At 43.6% G+C, this 17,954-nt stretch carries 16 protein-coding genes; 5 read left to right on the forward strand and 11 right to left on the reverse strand.

The genetic code is table 11. From position 1 onward, the window contains the following. Positions 1-51: 51 nt before the first annotated feature. The 7 genes from ribD to queA all read right to left on the reverse strand — a co-directional run bounded on the left by ribD (position 52) and on the right by queA (position 7,476). A complete protein-coding gene (ribD, locus tag AABS66_RS10900; protein ID WP_206084791.1) occupies positions 52-1,164 on the reverse strand; it encodes a bifunctional diaminohydroxyphosphoribosylaminopyrimidine deaminase/5-amino-6-(5-phosphoribosylamino)uracil reductase RibD in 1,113 nt (370 codons plus the stop codon). 8 nt (positions 1,165-1,172) lie between these two features. Continuing rightward, on the reverse strand, positions 1,173-1,622 hold the full coding sequence (nrdR, locus tag AABS66_RS10905) for a transcriptional regulator NrdR (RefSeq protein ID WP_206084569.1): 450 nt from the start codon (positions 1,620-1,622) through the stop codon (positions 1,173-1,175). Positions 1,623-1,867: 245 nt separating this feature from the next. Next, positions 1,868-2,836, reverse strand: coding sequence for a protein translocase subunit SecF (gene secF, locus AABS66_RS10910; RefSeq protein WP_206084568.1), 969 nt, complete (start codon positions 2,834-2,836; stop codon positions 1,868-1,870). Positions 2,837-2,846: 10 nt separating this feature from the next. Continuing rightward, positions 2,847-4,694: a protein translocase subunit SecD gene (secD, locus tag AABS66_RS10915; RefSeq protein WP_272538985.1), complete on the reverse strand. Its 1,848-nt coding sequence runs from the start codon at positions 4,692-4,694 to the stop codon at positions 2,847-2,849. A gap of 26 nt (positions 4,695-4,720) precedes the next feature. Further along, positions 4,721-5,053 carry a preprotein translocase subunit YajC gene (gene yajC, locus AABS66_RS10920; protein ID WP_004905542.1) on the reverse strand — a complete coding sequence of 111 codons (333 nt, stop codon included), beginning with the start codon at positions 5,051-5,053 and terminating at the stop codon, positions 4,721-4,723. Positions 5,054-5,188: 135 nt separating this feature from the next. Continuing rightward, positions 5,189-6,316 carry a tRNA guanosine(34) transglycosylase Tgt gene (tgt, locus tag AABS66_RS10925; protein ID WP_219245724.1) on the reverse strand — a complete coding sequence of 376 codons (1,128 nt, stop codon included), beginning with the start codon at positions 6,314-6,316 and terminating at the stop codon, positions 5,189-5,191. 89 nt (positions 6,317-6,405) lie between these two features. Further along, positions 6,406-7,476, reverse strand: a complete 1,071-nt coding sequence (gene queA / locus AABS66_RS10930) for a tRNA preQ1(34) S-adenosylmethionine ribosyltransferase-isomerase QueA (protein ID WP_206084565.1) — start codon at positions 7,474-7,476, stop codon at positions 6,406-6,408. Between the two features lie 453 nt (positions 7,477-7,929). Here queA and AABS66_RS10935 point away from each other — a divergent pair, with 453 nt between their 5' ends. The 4 genes from AABS66_RS10935 to ggt all read left to right on the forward strand — a co-directional run bounded on the left by AABS66_RS10935 (position 7,930) and on the right by ggt (position 12,146). Continuing rightward, positions 7,930-8,541, forward strand: coding sequence for an ACP phosphodiesterase (locus AABS66_RS10935; protein ID WP_206084564.1), 612 nt, complete (start codon positions 7,930-7,932; stop codon positions 8,539-8,541). A 211-nt stretch (positions 8,542-8,752) separates the two neighbouring features. Then, positions 8,753-9,355 (forward strand): peroxiredoxin C, encoded by a 603-nt coding sequence (locus tag AABS66_RS10940; RefSeq protein WP_219245721.1) that lies wholly within the window; start codon positions 8,753-8,755, stop codon positions 9,353-9,355. Between the two features lie 193 nt (positions 9,356-9,548). Continuing rightward, the gene (locus tag AABS66_RS10945; protein WP_206084562.1) at positions 9,549-10,169 is read left to right on the forward strand and encodes a hypothetical protein; all 621 of its coding nucleotides are present in this window, start codon (positions 9,549-9,551) and stop codon (positions 10,167-10,169) included. A 210-nt stretch (positions 10,170-10,379) separates the two neighbouring features. After that, on the forward strand, positions 10,380-12,146 hold the full coding sequence (gene ggt / locus AABS66_RS10950; RefSeq protein WP_206084561.1) for a gamma-glutamyltransferase: 1,767 nt from the start codon (positions 10,380-10,382) through the stop codon (positions 12,144-12,146). 42 nt (positions 12,147-12,188) lie between these two features. On the opposite strand, the gene AABS66_RS10955 is transcribed toward ggt, so the two are convergent. The 4 genes from AABS66_RS10955 to phoB form a co-directional block, all read right to left on the reverse strand. Next, positions 12,189-12,506 carry a helix-turn-helix domain-containing protein gene (locus AABS66_RS10955; RefSeq protein WP_272538982.1) on the reverse strand — a complete coding sequence of 106 codons (318 nt, stop codon included), beginning with the start codon at positions 12,504-12,506 and terminating at the stop codon, positions 12,189-12,191. 157 nt (positions 12,507-12,663) lie between these two features. Then, a complete protein-coding gene (brnQ, locus tag AABS66_RS10960; protein ID WP_206084559.1) occupies positions 12,664-13,989 on the reverse strand; it encodes a branched-chain amino acid transport system II carrier protein in 1,326 nt (441 codons plus the stop codon). Positions 13,990-14,480: 491 nt separating this feature from the next. Continuing rightward, positions 14,481-15,791 carry a phosphate regulon sensor histidine kinase PhoR gene (phoR, locus tag AABS66_RS10965; protein ID WP_206084558.1) on the reverse strand — a complete coding sequence of 437 codons (1,311 nt, stop codon included), beginning with the start codon at positions 15,789-15,791 and terminating at the stop codon, positions 14,481-14,483. A 23-nt stretch (positions 15,792-15,814) separates the two neighbouring features. Further along, on the reverse strand, positions 15,815-16,504 hold the full coding sequence (gene phoB, locus AABS66_RS10970; protein ID WP_206084557.1) for a phosphate regulon transcriptional regulator PhoB: 690 nt from the start codon (positions 16,502-16,504) through the stop codon (positions 15,815-15,817). 236 nt (positions 16,505-16,740) lie between these two features. Between phoB and sbcD the strand changes: the two genes are divergently transcribed. Continuing rightward, complete coding sequence (sbcD, locus tag AABS66_RS10975; protein ID WP_272574205.1) at positions 16,741-17,952, forward strand: exonuclease subunit SbcD; 1,212 nt, start codon at positions 16,741-16,743, stop codon at positions 17,950-17,952. The last annotated feature ends 2 nt before the right edge of the window (positions 17,953-17,954 follow it).

Raw genomic sequence — 17,954 nt, forward strand, 5'->3', positions numbered from 1 at the left:
TTTTATCACATTCTTTCGTTTATCGTATGCGCGAATTTCAAAAAAACGCACTTACCAGACAGGGCGTAGCCTGACACGCAGGTCATCACCGACTTTCGTCACATCTGTAAATTCAAATCTTGGCGCATCCACCAAGGCATTTAATGCAGGGAAATCAACCAAACCACGTGCATTGTTGCCCAGTAATTTAGGGGCAATATACACAATCAGTTCATCAACAATACCCAGCTTGAGTAACGATCCCGCTAATTTGGCCCCCGCTTCTACCCAAATACTGTTTACGTTACGTTTCGCCAGCTGCATCATTAAAATAACCAGATCAGTGCCGTTATCATCAGCGGGAACGGCAATCTGCTCAACTTTTCCTTGCCATGATGTGTTTGCTTCTGGGGTTGCGCGAACTAACCAACACTCACCTTCAAGTTGTGTGACTTTATGGTCAGCCGTCACGCGGTTGTGGTTATCCAGCACAATACGGATTGGCTGGCGCACTTGGCTTTCTGGGTAAACGTGTTGAATATCCGCGGGGAGCTCGTTCCAACGCACTGTCAGAGATGGGTCATCCGCAATCACAGTGCTACTGGTACTTAAGATGGCGCTAGCCTGGGCACGAAACTCTTGGACATCTTTACGTGCCGCAGCACTGGTGATCCACTTACTTTCGCCTGTCTCTAACGCGGTTTTACCATCGAGTGAGGCGGCAAGTTTTAACTGAATATACGGGAAGCCAGTACGCATGCGTTTTAAGAAACCGCGGTTTGCCGCTTCGGCTTCCTCTAATAAAACATTACTGCGAGTTTCAATTCCCGCTTGAGACAACATGTACAGACCACGCCCAGCGACCTGTGGGTTGGGGTCTTGCATCGCGGCAACAACACGACTCACGCCTGCGTTAATCAATGCTTCTGCACAAGGTGGTGTACGGCCATGATGGCTACAAGGTTCAAGGGTGACATACGCCGTTGCCCCTTTCGCTTTCTCGCCCGCCATTCGCAGTGCATGCACTTCCGCATGGGGTTCACCCGCTTTTTGGTGATAGCCTTCGCCCACAATTTCGCCATCACGTACAATCACACACCCGACGTTTGGATTCGGTGATGTGGTAAAACGGCCAAGACGTGCTAATTCAAAAGCACGCGCCATGTAAATGTTATCTTGTTCAATCATTGGCGCTAATCCTGTAGTTTCGCGATTTCTTCGCCAAACTCACGCACATCTTCAAAACTACGATAAACCGAGGCAAAACGGATATACGCCACTTTATCGAGCTTTTTCAGCTCATCCATTACCAAGCTACCAATTAATTTCGACGGAACTTCACGTTCCCCTGTCGCACGGAGCTGGGACTTAATGGAAATAATAGCTTGTTCAATATCATCAGAGCTAACAGGGCGTTTTTCCAACGCTTTTTGCATACCGCGATTGAGTTTTTCTTCATCAAACGGCTCACGCACTTCATCACTTTTAATGACTCGGGGCATGACAAGTTCTGCCACTTCAAACGTGGTAAAACGTTCATGACAAAGCAAACATTGGCGGCGTCTACGGACTTGAGCACCTTCACCAACCAGACGCGAGTCGATGACTTTCGTATCTACAGCTGAGCAAAATGGGCAATGCATAGCGTTTCCTGAGTCCTATTTACGGAGGGATAGTTTACCCTACTATGCAAGAAAAAACACCTTGTAAGGTAACTTACAAGGTGTTCGTAACTCTTCATATTTCGTGTTGTGAGGGTTTTAGCTGCACTCCGATACCCTAGTCACATAGTTTACTATGTTCCTAGGGATATCGCTCGCTTGCTGCCTACTCACAACACAAACTATTTTGAGTACTAATTGGCTTAGTTATTTATCGTTTTTAAAAACTAAGGCAGTAATGACTCTTGGTCTGCGCCTTCTTTTTCGACTTTTACTTGCATCAAGTGTTCACGCTTCATACCCATCTTCAGTGCTAATGCAGAAGCCACATAAATAGATGAGATAGTACCGATAGTTACACCGATTAACATAACCAGTGAGAAGCCTTCCAACATTGCGCCACCGAACAGGTACAGCATCAGAACCACTAATAATGTGGTGGCTGATGTCATGATGGTACGGCTCAATGTTTGCGTCAAAGAGACGTTCATGATTTCGTACGGTGTACCACGACGAATTTTGCGGAAGTTTTCACGGATACGGTCGGAAACAACGATACTGTCGTTCAGCGAGTAACCAATAACCGACATCAATGATGCTACGATGGTCATATCTATCTCAATATGGAACAGAGACAGAATACCCAAGGTAATCACCACGTCATGGGCAAGAGACAATACGGCACCCGCTGCCAGACGCCATTCGAAACGGAAACCGACATAAATCAAAATACAGATAAGCGCAGTTAACAGAGCTAATGCCCCTGTTTGCGCCAACTCTGCACCGACACTCGGCCCCACGAATTCGATTCGTTTTACAGTGGCTTTATCATCAACGTTTTGGTTGATAATCGTAATAATCTCTTTGCCGACTTCTTGACCCGCAGTGCCTTCAATTGGCGGGATACGGATCATGATGTCACGGCTGCTACCAAAGTTTTGAATCAATGGGTCTTTATGGTTCGAGTTAGACAAGCTATCACGAATTTTATCCAAATCAGCAGGTTGACTTAGGTTAATCTCAATAACCGTCCCCCCAGTGAAATCTAGACCCCAGTTAAACCCTTTTAGTCCGATAATGACAACTGATGCAACCAATAACAGAGCTGAAATCGTGAAGGCAACGTTGTCCCAGCGCATAAAGTCATAGACTTTACGGCCATAGTTCAATTGTTCAACAGTATAATCCTGTGCCACAACGTGCTCCTTAAATTGACAGCTTGTTAATACGTTTACCACCATATAGCAGGTTCACAATCGCACGTGTACCTACAATCGCTGTAAACATAGAGGTTGCGACACCAATCGCTGTCGTAATTGCAAAGCCTTTAATCGACCCCGTCCCCACTGCATATAGAATGATAGCGGTGATCAATGTCGTTAAGTTTGCATCGATAATACTTGAGAAGGCACCTTTATAACCTTCATGAATCGCTTGCTGAACGGATCGCCCGTTTTTCAGCTCTTCTTTAATACGTTCGTTGATCAGTACGTTGGCATCGACCGCAACCGCAAGGGTTAATACGATACCCGCAATACCTGGCATGGTAAGTGTTGCACCTGGCAACAACGACATCACACCCACAATTAACACCAAGTTCGCTAACAGCGCGCTACTCGCAATCAAACCAAATTTACGATAGTAGATAATCATAAACAGGATAGACGCTAACAGACCCGCGATACACGCCTTCAGACCTTGCTCGATATTTTGCATACCCAGTGTTGGACCGATAGTACGTTCTTCAACGATTTGAATTGGCGCAATCAACGCACCTGCACGTAATAATAATGAAAGCTGGCGTGCTTCATTACCATTATTGATACCAGTGATACGGAATTTGCTACCAAAACGTGCAGAAATACGTGCAGCATTGATAACTTTTTCGTCTTTCACCAAGATTGAACGGCCAGTCGCATCTTTTTTACCGCTGTCTTTATATTCAACAAACAGCGTTGCCATTAGCTTGTCTTGGTTATCACGCGTAAAGTCAGACATGATAGAACCACCAGAACTATCAAGGCTGATGCTCACTTGCGGTGCACCGTTTTCATCAGCTTCAGAGGTGGAGTCAGTGATATGGTCCCCCGTTAAAATAACGCGTTTATACAGGACATATGGCGCCCCTTCACGGTCATATTTAACTTCAGAGTCACCAGGTACACGGCCACTTTCTGCAGCGGATGAATCCACGCTGGTATTGACAAGGCGGAATTCTAATGTAGCGGTTGCGCCTAAGATTTCTTTAGCACGTGCTGTATCTTGAATACCCGGTAACTCAACCACAATGCGGTCTGCACCTTGGCGTTGAACTAAAGGCTCAGCAACACCTAATTGGTTTACACGGTTACGGATGATAGTAATGTTTTGAGAAACAGCATAGTTACGAGCTTCACGTAAGCGCTCGTCGGTCATCACAGCGATCATCGTGTTGTCGCTGCCATCACTAAACACGAGGTCTGGATATTTACGTGCTAGTGCTTTTTCTGCTTGGCTACGATCGTCAGCATTACGGAAGCGAACTTCAACGCTGTAATCATTGCCTTTACGAATAGAAGAGTACGCAATGCCTTCTTGACGCAGGTCATTACGCAAACCATCCATGTTTTGTTCCTGCAACTTACCTAATGCAGTGTCCATATCAACTTCCATCAGGAAGTGAACCCCACCACGCAGGTCAAGACCCAGCTTCATCGGCTCACCGCCGACAGCTTCGAGCCACTTAGGCGTCGCAGGTGCAAGGTTTAATGCAACAACATACTGGTCACCCAGTGCATTCATGATGACTTCACGAGCACGTAACTGAACATCAGAGTTGTTGAAACGGGCTAAAATTGCCCCATTTTCCAGAGAGATAGACTTACTCTCAATGTTGTCATCTTGTAACGATTTTTGGACTTGGACCAGCGTTTGTTCATTGGCGGCGGTTCCCCGCACGCCAGTGATCTGAACAGCCGGATCCTCACCATATAGGTTAGGAAGCGCATAAAGCAGACCGATGAGGATCGCAACGATCAACATCAGATACTTCCACAAAGGATAACGGTTTAGCACGGCAGTTCCCTTCGGGAAAATCAGAATTAAATTGCTTTCATTGTGCCTTTAGGTAAAACAGCAGCAACGAAATCACGTTTGATGGTTACTTCTGTGTTCTCACTCAGTTCAAGAACAACATAACCTGTTTCAGACACTTTAGTCACACGTCCGATTAAACCGCCAGTTGTTAAAACTTCATCACCTTTAGTGATAGATTCCATCAATTTACGGTGTTCTTTCGCACGTTTTTGCTGTGGACGCAAAATCATGAAATAGAAGATCAGCGCAAAAACAACAAGCATGATAACCATGGTGTATGGGCTACCTTGCGCTGGTGCACCTGCTGATGCCGCTGCTTCAGAAATAAAAAAACTCATTCAACTTTCCTCATTGTTTTATTGAAAGCAATTTTAAGTACAGACTCTAACTAATTCAGTGCGTTTATATTCGAAGTCTAACGAATAAACCAAGCTAACTATGCTACACAGATTAGCGTGATTTCGCACTTAAATTCATTCGATATTTAACGAAGGTTCAGGTTTTCCAATCTTTTGATAGAAATCTTTCGCAAACTCTTCGAAATTACCGTCTTCAATGGCTTGGCGGATACCCGCCATTAAACGTTGATAATAACGTAAATTATGGATGGTATTGAGCCTTGCGCCAAGAATTTCATTACATCTATCAAGATGATGCAAGTAGGCACGACTGTAATGACGACAAGTATAGCAGTCACAATCCGCGTCGAGCGTTGAAGTGTCAGATTTATACTTCGCATTACGAATTTTTACCACGCCATTCGTGACAAATAAATGCCCATTTCGTGCATTTCGTGTTGGCATCACACAGTCGAACATGTCGATACCACGACGAACGCCTTCCACTAAATCTTCTGGTTTACCGACACCCATTAAATACCGCGGTTTTTCTGCCGGAATTTGTGGGCAAACATGCTCTAAAATACGGTGCATATCTTCTTTCGGTTCGCCAACGGCGAGGCCGCCTACAGCGTAACCATCAAAGCCGATTTCCACCAGCCCCTTAACCGAAATATCACGTAAATCTTCGTAAACACTACCTTGGATGATACCAAACAGGGCATTTTTATTGTTTAACTCGTCAAAACGTTGGCGGCTACGTGCAGCCCAACGCAGTGACATTTCCATTGAGGTCTTTGCATAATCCCAATCTGCTGGATATGGCGTACATTCGTCGAATATCATTACGATATCTGAACCGAGGTCGTACTGAATTTCCATCGATTTTTCAGGGCTTAAGAAAACTTTCTCACCGTTAATTGGGTTACGAAAATGTACGCCTTCTTCTTTAATTTTACGCATCGCGCCAAGACTAAAGACTTGGAAACCACCCGAATCCGTTAAAATTGGACCTTGCCATTGCATAAAGTCATGGAGGTCACCATGCAACTTCATGATTTCTTGGCCGGGACGTAACCACAGGTGGAAAGTATTGCCTAACAGGATTTGGGCACCCGTTTCTTTCACTTCTTCTGGGGTCATACCTTTTACGGTACCGTAGGTGCCCACTGGCATAAATGCAGGGGTTTCAACCACACCGCGCTCAAACACTAAACGGCCGCGGCGTGCATTGCCATCGGTCGTTTGTAATTCATATTTCACGTTTGCCTCCAAACATCAGAAAAACAGTCTGATGTTATCGATAGTATTAATTTGCTAAGCAAGCAGCCGATGCCACCGCTTATCACTGATTATTCGCCAATTTTTTCGAATTTTGCATTCGCATTGGGGGTGATAAACATCGCATCACCATAGCTAAAGAAACGGTATTGCTCAGCAACCGCTTCTTTGTACGCATTCATTGTGTTTTTATATCCAGCAAATGCAGAAACCAACATAATTAATGTCGATTCAGGCAAATGGAAGTTAGTGATGAGTGCATCAATCACCTGATATTCATAACCTGGATAAATAAAAATTTGGGTATCATCAAAAAATGGAGCAATTAAGGCATCTTGGCTGGCTTTAGCTGCGCTTTCTAATGAACGAACTGACGTTGTTCCCACTGCAATAACACGGTTACCACGCGCTTTACACGCCAATACCGCATCAACCACATCTTGTGGCACTTCCGCATATTCGGAGTGCATGATGTGGTCTTCGATAGTATCAACACGAACAGGCTGGAACGTCCCCGCGCCAACATGTAACGTGACAAACGCCATTTCGACACCTTTTTGGCGCAAAGCTTCAAGCAAAGGCTCATCAAAGTGTAGGCCAGCCGTTGGTGCTGCGACAGCCCCCGGTTTTTCGCTATACACGGTTTGATAAAGCTCTTTGTCCGCTTCTTCATCAGGTCGGTCGATGTAAGGTGGCAATGGCATATGACCAATTTGGTTCAATATGCTCAACACATCCCGTTCATCATCAAAACGCAGCTCAAATAAAGCTCCATGACGCGCCACCATCGTGGCGTTGACGCTTTCATCTTCACCCAGCAACAATTCAGTGCCTTCTTTCGGCGCTTTTGAGGCGCGAACATGTGCTAATACACGGTGCTCGTCCAACATGCGTTCAATGAGAACTTCAATTTTACCGCCGCTAACTTTACGACCAAATAGCCTTGCAGGGATCACGCGAGTATTGTTGAATACCAGTAAATCCCCTTTCTCCAATTTTTCTAGAACATCCGTAAAAACACCATGCGTTAGCTGCCCCGATCCGCCATCTAGACTTAATAAGCGGCAAGCGCTACGTTCAGCCTGTGGGTAGTGGGCAATCAGTTCTTCAGGTAATTCAAAAGTAAAATCAGAAACACGCATTGTATTGACATCAATCTAAAAAAAACAGGCGACTAGTCTAGTGCCGCACCGCCTTTGGCGCAAGAAATAAGCGCAAAATCGCACAAAAAACCACCATTATTTAACAAATATTTTGTTAGCAAAAAATTCTGTACGCTATTTATCCATTCGATAAATGAATTATTTCTGTTTTTCCTTTTATCTCTCAATACTCATACCTCATGAATTTCGAATTAGAGGAATTCTTTATTATTCCTCTACCAAGTAATGTCCTGTAAGTTTCGAATTCAACATAATTACTGCTATAGTTTGAGCAATCAAAAAGTTAGCTAAGCTGCGTTGCATGTCCTATGGATTTCGAATCACAGGTAGGCAGCAAGTAAAGATATCCCGATGAGCATACATGAGTATGTGATTCGGGTGGCTTTACGAAGCTAACACCCCTGTGGTTTGAAAGACGACGGACATTTTAAAGTGAATTATTTAGCGCACCTCCACCTGGCCCACCTCGCTGACAGCTCCCTGCTCGGCAATACAATGGCTGACTACGTTCGCGGCAACCCTGCGGGCATTTACTCGTCCGAAATTGTCTCTGGCATTATGATGCACCGTGCCGTCGATCGAATTACTGACACACATCCCTTAGTCAAAGAAGCCAAATTGCTGTTTCGTGAGGAATATCGGCGTGTTGCGCCGATCACCTTGGATTTAGTATGGGATCATTTTTTGTCTTTGCATTGGTCGACAATTGAGCCAGCCATTTCATTGCCTGAATTTGTGCGTTATTGTCGAAATATTATCGAACCTCAGCTTTGTCATACCCCTGAAAAATTTCAGGAGCTAAATGAGTATCTCTGGCCGCAGCAATGGTTAATTCGCTACGCAGACAAAAGCTATATCGGTAAATCCCTGAATGGGATGGCGAAAAGAAGGCCTAAACTGAGTGCGCTAAGTGGTTCATTTGATGATTTTTTATTGCAGTATAGTGAACTTGAAAATATTTTCTTTCAATTTTACCCACAAATGATGGTGAATGCGCTGCAACAAATTTTTGTACAAGATGTCACAATACAGGCAAAGGAATAAATTAATGCTTGCACTTTGGCAGAATAAAACTATCTTATTGATATTAATTTATTAAACCAGTACAATTGATAGCTAAAACCTATCACAATAATTGGTTTAAATGTCTTTATTATCAAAAGATAATTTTTTATCCTTTTGGAAGTCTATGTCCGAAAATACATAATTTTTTGTAAAATCTCTCGGACAAAAATCAAACTCATAGGAGTAAATTATGGTTCTGGTAACACGTCAAGCCCCTGACTTTACTGCTGCTGCTGTTTTAGGTAACGGTGAGATCGTTGAAAACTTCAACCTGAAAACCCACCTGAACGGCCGTCCAGCTGTGATCTTCTTCTGGCCAATGGACTTTACTTTCGTTTGTCCTTCAGAGCTGATCGCATTTGACCACCGCTATGAAGAATTCAAAAAACGCGGTGTTGAAATTGTTGGTGTTTCTTTTGACTCTGAGTTTGTTCATAACGCATGGCGTAAAACCCCAGTAGATAACGGCGGTATCGGTGAAGTTAAATACCCGATGGTTGCTGATATCAAACGCGAAATCATGAAAGCTTACGGTATTGAACACCCAGAAGCAGGCGTTGCCCTGCGTGGTTCTTTCCTCGTTGACAAAAACGGTGTTGTTCGTCACCAAGTGGTTAACGACCTGCCATTAGGCCGTAACATCGACGAAATGCTGCGTATGGTTGACGCACTGCAATTCCACGAAGAGCACGGTGATGTTTGCCCAGCTCAGTGGGAAAAAGGAAAAGAAGGTATGAATGCTTCTCCAAAAGGCGTTGCTGACTACCTGACCAAAAACTCTGCAAAACTGTAATCAATCGATTTAGTTTTTCGAAAGCGGGCACTGCCCGCTTTTTCTTTTCATAATCTCGTCCTAAGAAACATCTCAAACAACCCCAAAATCTCCCTTATCATTTATCTCTGACTATAAACCTTTCCTTATTTATATTACCGTTACAATTAGAATCATTTAATTACAAATAAATAACAAAGCTAGGTATCGGAAAATGAAATTAAAACTCATCACCTCAATCGCCCTCATCAGTGCATTACTTGCAGGATGTGATAGCAGCCAAACCGCATCAGAAAGTAACTTCAAAAAGTCTATCCAAGATTACCTCGATACTAAGAAAGCGATTTGTATCAATGTAGATCCTATGCCAGCAGGCTTTATCACCAAATTCAGCTACCGTAATATTGAACAACTGGATACTTTAGTGAATGCAGGTTTACTGGCAAAAAGCGAAAAACAAGTCACCGTGAAAGATATGTGGAGTGGAGAGCAAGTAGGGGATGGCGTCGAATATACATTGACCAGTGAAGGGCAAAAATTTTATAACGAGAAGCAAGCCCAATCTTCAGGCCGTGGCAGTTTCTGCACGGGTAAGTTAGTCGTTAACGAAGTCACTAATTTTACTGAGCCAGCTGAGCGCGGTGGTCAGCAGATTTCTATCGCCAACTACACGCAAAAACTGGAAGATGTTGCTGCATGGGCAAAAAATGAAAAAGTGATTGCGGCTTATCCTCAAATTAAATCAGCACAAACACATGCTGAACGTGCACAGCAAAGCCCTCTCATTTTAACCAATAATGGTTGGGTCCACATGGCATTGTTTAATAAGAAATAATATACTTCATGGGCTCCTTTTGAGCCCTTTTCCTATCCATATTTAAATCCTGCTTATTGATAAATAACCCTACCCAGTTAACACTTCTTAACTCAAATATTCAACGTTCTGCACTATTGTATGCTATACATTAAAAACACAAATAATTAACAAATTATTCATATTATTGATTTGTGTTACATCAAACTTTACCTTAACTGGGAGATACGAATGATCAGAACATCATTACGCCCTGCTGCATTATTGCTTTCCTTATTATTTTCAAGCCAACTCTTTGCTGCATCAGAACCTGCCGTTGAAGCCAAAAAAGGCATGGTCGTTTCATCTCAACATTTAGCCTCACAAATTGGCGCAGATATCTTGAAATCAGGCGGAAACGCTGTGGATGCTGCAGTGGCAGTTGGCTATGCCCAAGCCGTTGTTAACCCGTGTTGTGGCAATATTGGCGGTGGCGGCTTTATGACCATTCACTTGGCTGATGGCAAAGACCTCTTCATCAATTTTAGAGAAACCGCCCCTGCCGCAGCAAGCGCTGACATGTATCTTGATAAAGACGGTAAGTTAATCAAAGACGCAAGCCTGTATGGCTACCTCGCTTCGGGTGTGCCGGGTACCGTAAAAGGCCTTGATTACGCATTAGAAAAATACGGCACGATGAGCCGCCAACAAGTGATGGAGCCTGCAATTAAGCTTGCCAGAGAAGGCTTCACCCTAACCCGTGCAGATACCGATGTGCTGGATACAACCACCGAGCGCTTTAAGCAAGATCCTGAAGTCGCACGTATATTCTTAAAACCTGACGGTAGCGCTTTTCAACCTGGCGACTTATTGGTGCAAACCGATTTAGCCAATACCCTTGAAAAAATTGCCAAGAATGGGCCATCGGCTTTCTATGAAGGGGAAATACCGAAAGCTGTCGAGGAGGCGTCAAAGAAAAATGGCGGCATACTCACCGCGAAAGATTTTGCCGATTTTACTATCACGGACACAACACCAGTTAGCTGTACCTATAGAGGCTATCAATTTATTTCTGCGCCACCGCCAAGCTCTGGTGGTGTGACTATCTGCCAAACCTTAAATATTTTAGAGGGTTATGACCTTAAAGAGATGGGCTTTAATTCTGCTGAATATATTCATACCCTAACCGAGGCTATGCGCCACGCCTATATGGACCGAAATACGTTTCTTGGCGACCCTGAGTTTGTGGATAACCCAACCGAAAAATTGTTAAGCAAAGCCTACGCCGAAGAGCTGCGCAAAGAAATCAAGCCAAACCAAGCGACACCTTCAACACAAGTTCAGCCAGGTATGGGGCCTCATGAAAAGCCAGAAACAACGCATTACTCGGTTGTTGATGAAAAAGGAAATGCTGTTTCAACTACTTACACAATCAACGGTCGATTTGGCTCCGTGGTTATCCCTCCGGGAACAGGTTTCTTCCTTAATGATGAAATGGACGATTTCACCACAAAAGTTGGAGAGAAAAACCTTTATGGCTTAGTACAAGGTGAACGAAATTCTATCGCGCCGGGTAAACGTCCACTTTCATCAATGAGCCCAACTATTGTCACCAAAGACGGCAAAGTATTCTTAGTGCTTGGCTCACCGGGAGGCTCACGGATTATTTCTATCACCCTGCAAACTGCTTTGAATATCATTGACCACGGTATGCCACCACAAGAAGCCGTCAATGCACCGCGTATTCACCATCAATGGCTACCTGATGAGGTATATTACGAAGAGCGCGGTGTGTCGAAAGATAGCTTAGCCCTCCTCGATAAGATGGGCTATAAAATGGTTGAGCAAACACCTTGGGGCGCCGCTGAGCTAATCATGGTTGCTATCCCTGATGGTGCTGGCGTCAGTGCTAAGTCATCGGGTAATGACTCCGCCGTTTCTGGTAAAGTCCGCGAAGGCTTTATTTACGGATCTAATGATGTTCGCCGACCAGCAGGTAGTGCGGTAGGCGTGGATTAATTCAGCGTAATAAAACCAAGCCCTGTACTATCATGGGCTTGGTTAAACCCGAATATTCCTTAATTCATCGATAATGCTAGGTTTTTTTTCAATAAGAAATAAAATTTTAAGTGCCATGCCCGATGGGAATCTACGCTTTTGCTCCCAACTACGGACTAAATCCACACTTGAGCCAATCGCCTCAGCAAACTCTTGTTGCTTCATTCCAGTATGTTTGCATCCGCCAGTGCGACTTATCGTGTCACCATATTCATAATTTTCTAACAAAAATGTCTGAAATAATTGAAACTCATCATCGTCCATCAATAACTTTCGCTCACGACTAAATACTGTCGTTTCAATAAGCTCTAAGTAGTTCATCTGCACCTCCTTGCGCATACACACCACTTCATTCGTACCGAGTACTAATTTCAACAAAAAAACTCTACATTTATTTGGTAAGTACATTTCAGTTTTGAAAACACTCAAAAAGAAAAAGGGAGCCAATCGGCTCCCTTTTATTTGATAATTCAGATAATTAAGCTTGCTTATGCTGCACTGATGGTGACACCACTTTGTCACAGACAATCGCGACAACTAAGACAACAAGCGTAGGTAATACCCAAACTAAATCTTGTTTATACAATGGCATCGCTGTCATCCACTCTGGGATATAGACTTTCAAATGTTCGGACGCTTTCACCGCACCAATTAAACCGACCACAAAGCTTACCAGCATCGTTGGGGCTATCACCACCGTTGGATTTTTCCACCATTTCAATGTAAAGCTCAGTAAGATCAAGACAATACAAGGTGGATAAATTGAAACCAGTACAGGTAATGAGAAGGCAATTAATTTACTCAAACCTAAGTTTGAGATGACCATAGAGAAAATACCTAAGATCAACACCAGCTTACGGTAAGAAATTGGCACGTAGCGGCTAAAGAACTCTGCACAAGCACAGGTCAAGCCAACCGCAGTCACCATACAAGCCACAAAAATCAATACCGCAAGGAAGAAGCTACCGTAGCCACCAAACGTGTATTGCACATAAGTATGTAGGATATCCGCACCATCTTCTGGATTTGGGATCAACGAGCCACTGTTTTCACCCAGTTTAAACAAGGATAAATACACCAACGTCAACAGTACCCCAGCAATTAAGCCTGCCCACATGGTGTAGCGAGTGAGTAATGATGAGTTTTCGATACCCCTTGAACGCGCCGCATTCACGATAACAATCCCAAACACCATCGCCCCGAGGGTATCCATAGTGAGGTAACCGTTAATAAAGCCATTTGAAAAAGCCATATCACGGTAGTCTACCGTCGACGGAATTGGATCGCCCGCAGGCCACATCACCGCTGCAACACCCAAAATAGCCAATGCAAGCATTTTAACAGGCGCCAAAATGTGCCCTACGCTATCCAGCAGTTTCCCTGGATATAGCGAAATACCAATTACCAACACAAAATAAACCGCGCTATAGATAAACAGTAACATATCAGATTCGCCACCAAATAACGGTGCGATCCCGACTTTATACGATACTGTTGCGGTTCTTGGTGTGGCAAATAACGGGCCGACAGATAAATAAGCGACTACCGCTAGCAGTAAACCCGCTGTTTTCCCAACTGGCGAACTCAGGGCTTCAATTCCGCCCCCAACTTTCGCCAATGCAATAACGGTTAATACAGGTAGACCCACACCCGTGACTAAAAAGCCAAGTGCGGCGGTCCAAACTTGTTCCCCTGCCTGTAAGCCAACCATCGGAGGGAAAATAATATTTCCTGCCCCGACAAATAACGCAAAGGTCATAAAACCTAATGCGATGATATCTCTTGATGATAAACGATGAGCCATATTATGTTAATTTTTAGTAGCGAAAATAAAAAATTACGGATATGCACTTAGCAACCCTTTGAAATATATATAGCGAGATAGAATTCTGATAAACATACTGTTAACAATATAAAAAAGTATGCCTGCTTGCCTATGACAAAACGAAAAATCAAAAAACAGAAAAAATCGCCAATAACTGACAACAAGTAGAACTTTTATAGGGCAAAAAGGCAATAGCAAACCCGAAAACAAGAGGAAATAACTAAACTAATTTTCAGAACCAGTGATTCCTTTCAGTAAAATCACAATACTCGTTATATGATTTGTTCGAAAAATAATCAACTCATCATTTTGTCATTCATTTTTTTTACTAACTGGTAGGATATATAATATCAAAATCATTAATTGGCAGGATAATATAAAAAAATAATGTATTAACAAAATTAATTAATAGGTAAGCAAGCAGGATCCACTTTATTAACAAGTTGATTATATTAATAAAGTGGGATCATTTAGGATTTTTTCAATTTTTTATCATCAACGATTAGCACAGGTGGCAAAGTAAATGAGAATTCACTCCCTTTACCAACTTGGCTAGTGACCACCAGCTGGCTGCTATGGTGCTGAACGGCATGTTTCACAATAGCCAACCCAAGCCCTGTTCCACCACCACCTTGACGTGAACGTGCTTTATCCACACGGTAAAAACGCTCTGTCAAACGTGGAAGATGCTCTGACGGGATCCCTGGCCCATTATCCTTCACACTAAATTGAGCACCAAGACTGGTTTTGCGCCAATCCACACGAATTTTTGTGCCTTCAGGCGTATGGTTAATGGCGTTATACACTAAGTTCGCCACAGCACTGCGCAGTTGCTCCTCATTGCCATGTACTCGCAGTGATTCATCGATATTAAACTCAAATTGCTGGCGGCCCTGGCTTAAACTTAACGCTTCTTGCTCAATCATTTTGAGGATTACTGGAATGTTTACCTGCTCATCAAGGTTGATTTGCGGTGCAATTTCGATACGAGATAACTGCAAAAGCTGTTTAACCAAATTATCCATTCTATGAGCTTGCTCTTGCATCACATTCAGCGCTTTTTTATTGACGGCTGGCATACCTTCCTGGTCATCCATTACCTCAAGATATCCCTGAATAACGGTAAGTGGAGTACGTAGTTCGTGGCTAACGTTAGCAAAAAAATCCCTACGCGCTTTCTCCAACCGACGTTTTTCAGTGACATCTCGCGCCACCATCAGTAGTTGCCCTTCGGTATAAGGCAAGATACGAAACTCAACAATTTCCCCACTATTCAGCTCAATGGTTAATGCTTGGTCGTAGCTTTTGATTGAAAAATAACGACTAAAATCAGGGTAGCGCAATAAATTGAAAATATGTTGGCCATTATCTTCTGGCCAGCGAAAGCCTAACAAAGCCTGAGCGTGGCGATTACACCAAAAAATATTGCCTTCAGTGGTCATCATCACAACGGCGTCGGGTAAGGATTCAGCGCCACTACGAAAACGTTTAATCAACTGCCCTAATTCGCGGCGACGTTTACGATTACGCTGCTGCATCTGGTAAATACCGTAAAATATCGGCTCCCATCCTCCTCGCCCCTCGGGTGGTAACATACTTTTATCCAACCAAAGCCAATAAGATAGTTTTAGCAGGTTATATGCATGCCACACTAAGGCTGCCAGTAACGAAACCACCAACAGCCAAGGCAAATGCCCGATAAAAATGGACAAAATCAGCGCTGGCAAGATAAATAAAAACAGCCCCCAAACCAGCTGTTTAATCGATAAGCGTTCAAGCACGCATGTCTCTCCCTAGTTTGTCGTTAATAACGAACAGAGAAACGGTAACCCGTACCGCGTACTGTTTGCACCATTTTATCATGACCTTCAGTTTCTAGCGCTTTTCTTAAACGCCGAATGTGCACATCCACCGTTCTATCTTCGACGTAAACATTCGCGCCCCACACATAATTCAATAGCTGCTCACGGCTGTATACACGCTCAGGGTGAGTCATAAAGAAATGCAGAAGCTTATATTCCGTTGGCCCCATATCAATCGGGGTGTCATTACTCGTCACACGGTGGGAGGTTGGGTCTAACGTTAACCCATTCATTTCGATGATATCTTCTGTCGACATCGGAGAGATCCGACGGAGAATAGCTTTAACGCGAGCAATTAACTCTTTCGGGGAAAACGGCTTAATCAAATAATCATCAGCGCCGACTTCAAGCCCTTTCACTCGATCTTCTTCTTCCCCGCGTGCTGTTAACATCATCACGGGAACATCACGCGTCGCGCTATCGCGCTTCATATGTTTAATCACTTGGAGACCTGAACCACCAGGGATCATCCAATCCAATAAAACCAAATCAGGGAGAGGATCAACTAACTGTGCAATTGCGCTGTCATAATCATCAGCTTCAATTGGCTGAAAACCATTCTGTTCTAATACAAAACAAACCATTTCTCGGATGGGCGCTTCATCTTCAACCACTAGAATGCGTCTTGCCATGATTGTTCCTGTAAATAAGAAGACATTGTTAATGTGAACGCATTATGCGTCACTTTTATGACAGAATTATGAATGTCTATTCGCAAATCAAATATTTCTCCTTATATTAGCGGGTAAATGTCATCTAAGTGAAATAATTCCGCCATAACACGAGAAAAACACGAGGTTTTGATAGGATCAGGTATACTGGATAGCAGTAATTTATGCCCTTTATCAAAGACAAGAACGGATGGCTCATGCGCATTATTCATACCTCTGACTGGCATCTTGGCCAATACTTTTTTACCAAAAGCCGTGCGCCTGAGCACCAACACTTTTTAGATTGGTTAGTAAACCAAGTCGAAATTCATCACGTTGATGCCGTTATCGTAGCAGGGGACATTTTTGATACAGGGTCACCACCTAGTTATGCCCGCGAGTTATATAATAAATTTATTGTGGACTTGCAAAAAACGGGGTGCCAGTTGGTTATTTTGAGCGGTAACCACGATTCCGTTTCCGTTCTGAATGAATCGAGCGCATTATTAAGCTACCTCAATACCCAAGTGGTCACCTCTGGCAGTGAACCGAATGTTATTACTCTACACAATAAACAATCGCAACCCATTGGCCTCGTGTGTGCCATTCCTTTTTTACGCCCTCGGGATATTCAATTGAGTGTTGCAGGGCAAAGTATTGAAGAAAAACAGCTTTCGCTACAAACTGCTATTCATGACCATTACCTAGCCAGCTACCAATTTGCCCTCGAACAACGCGCAATGCTCGGCGTGGATATTCCAATTATTGCTACGGGGCATTTAACTGTCATTGGCGCGGAATTAACCGATTCCGTGCGTGATATTTATATTGGCACATTAGAAGCCTTCCCTTCAGGGGCGTTCCCCCCTGCGGATTATATTGCTCTTGGCCATATTCATCGCCCTCAAGTGATTGGTGGAAAACAACATATTCGCTATTGCGGATCCCCTATTGCCCTCAGTTTTGATGAAACCGCCCAACAAAAAAGTGTCTGTTTAGTTGAATTCACAGGCAGCGAATTAACCGAAATCACCCCGTTAGCGATCCCTATTTTTCAGCCCTTACAGACGATTAAAGGCTCATTAAAAGAAATAGAACAACAACTTAGCGTATGGCAAGATTACCAAGGTGAAAATGCAGTTTGGTTGGATATTGAGGTGGCCTCTCAAGATTATCTCGCGGATATTCAACAACGCATCGAAGCACTCACACAAAACCTTCCCGTTGAAGTCGTGTTACTGCGCCGTGCGAGAAAGCAAAAACAAGGGCAAAACCTTGCGTTGGCCAATGAAACCCTGAATGAACTTACAGTAGAAGAGGTTTTCTTACGCCGCCTTAGCGAAGAAACGCTAGAAGACCCTGAACGTGAACAGCGTCTAACCCAACTTTTCCAACAATCCTACGACGCATTACGCCAAGAGCAAGGGTAATT

The sequence above is a fragment of the Providencia sp. SP181 genome, from assembly GCF_050446505.1.
In the GTDB taxonomy this organism is placed as follows: domain Bacteria; phylum Pseudomonadota; class Gammaproteobacteria; order Enterobacterales; family Enterobacteriaceae; genus Providencia; species Providencia vermicola.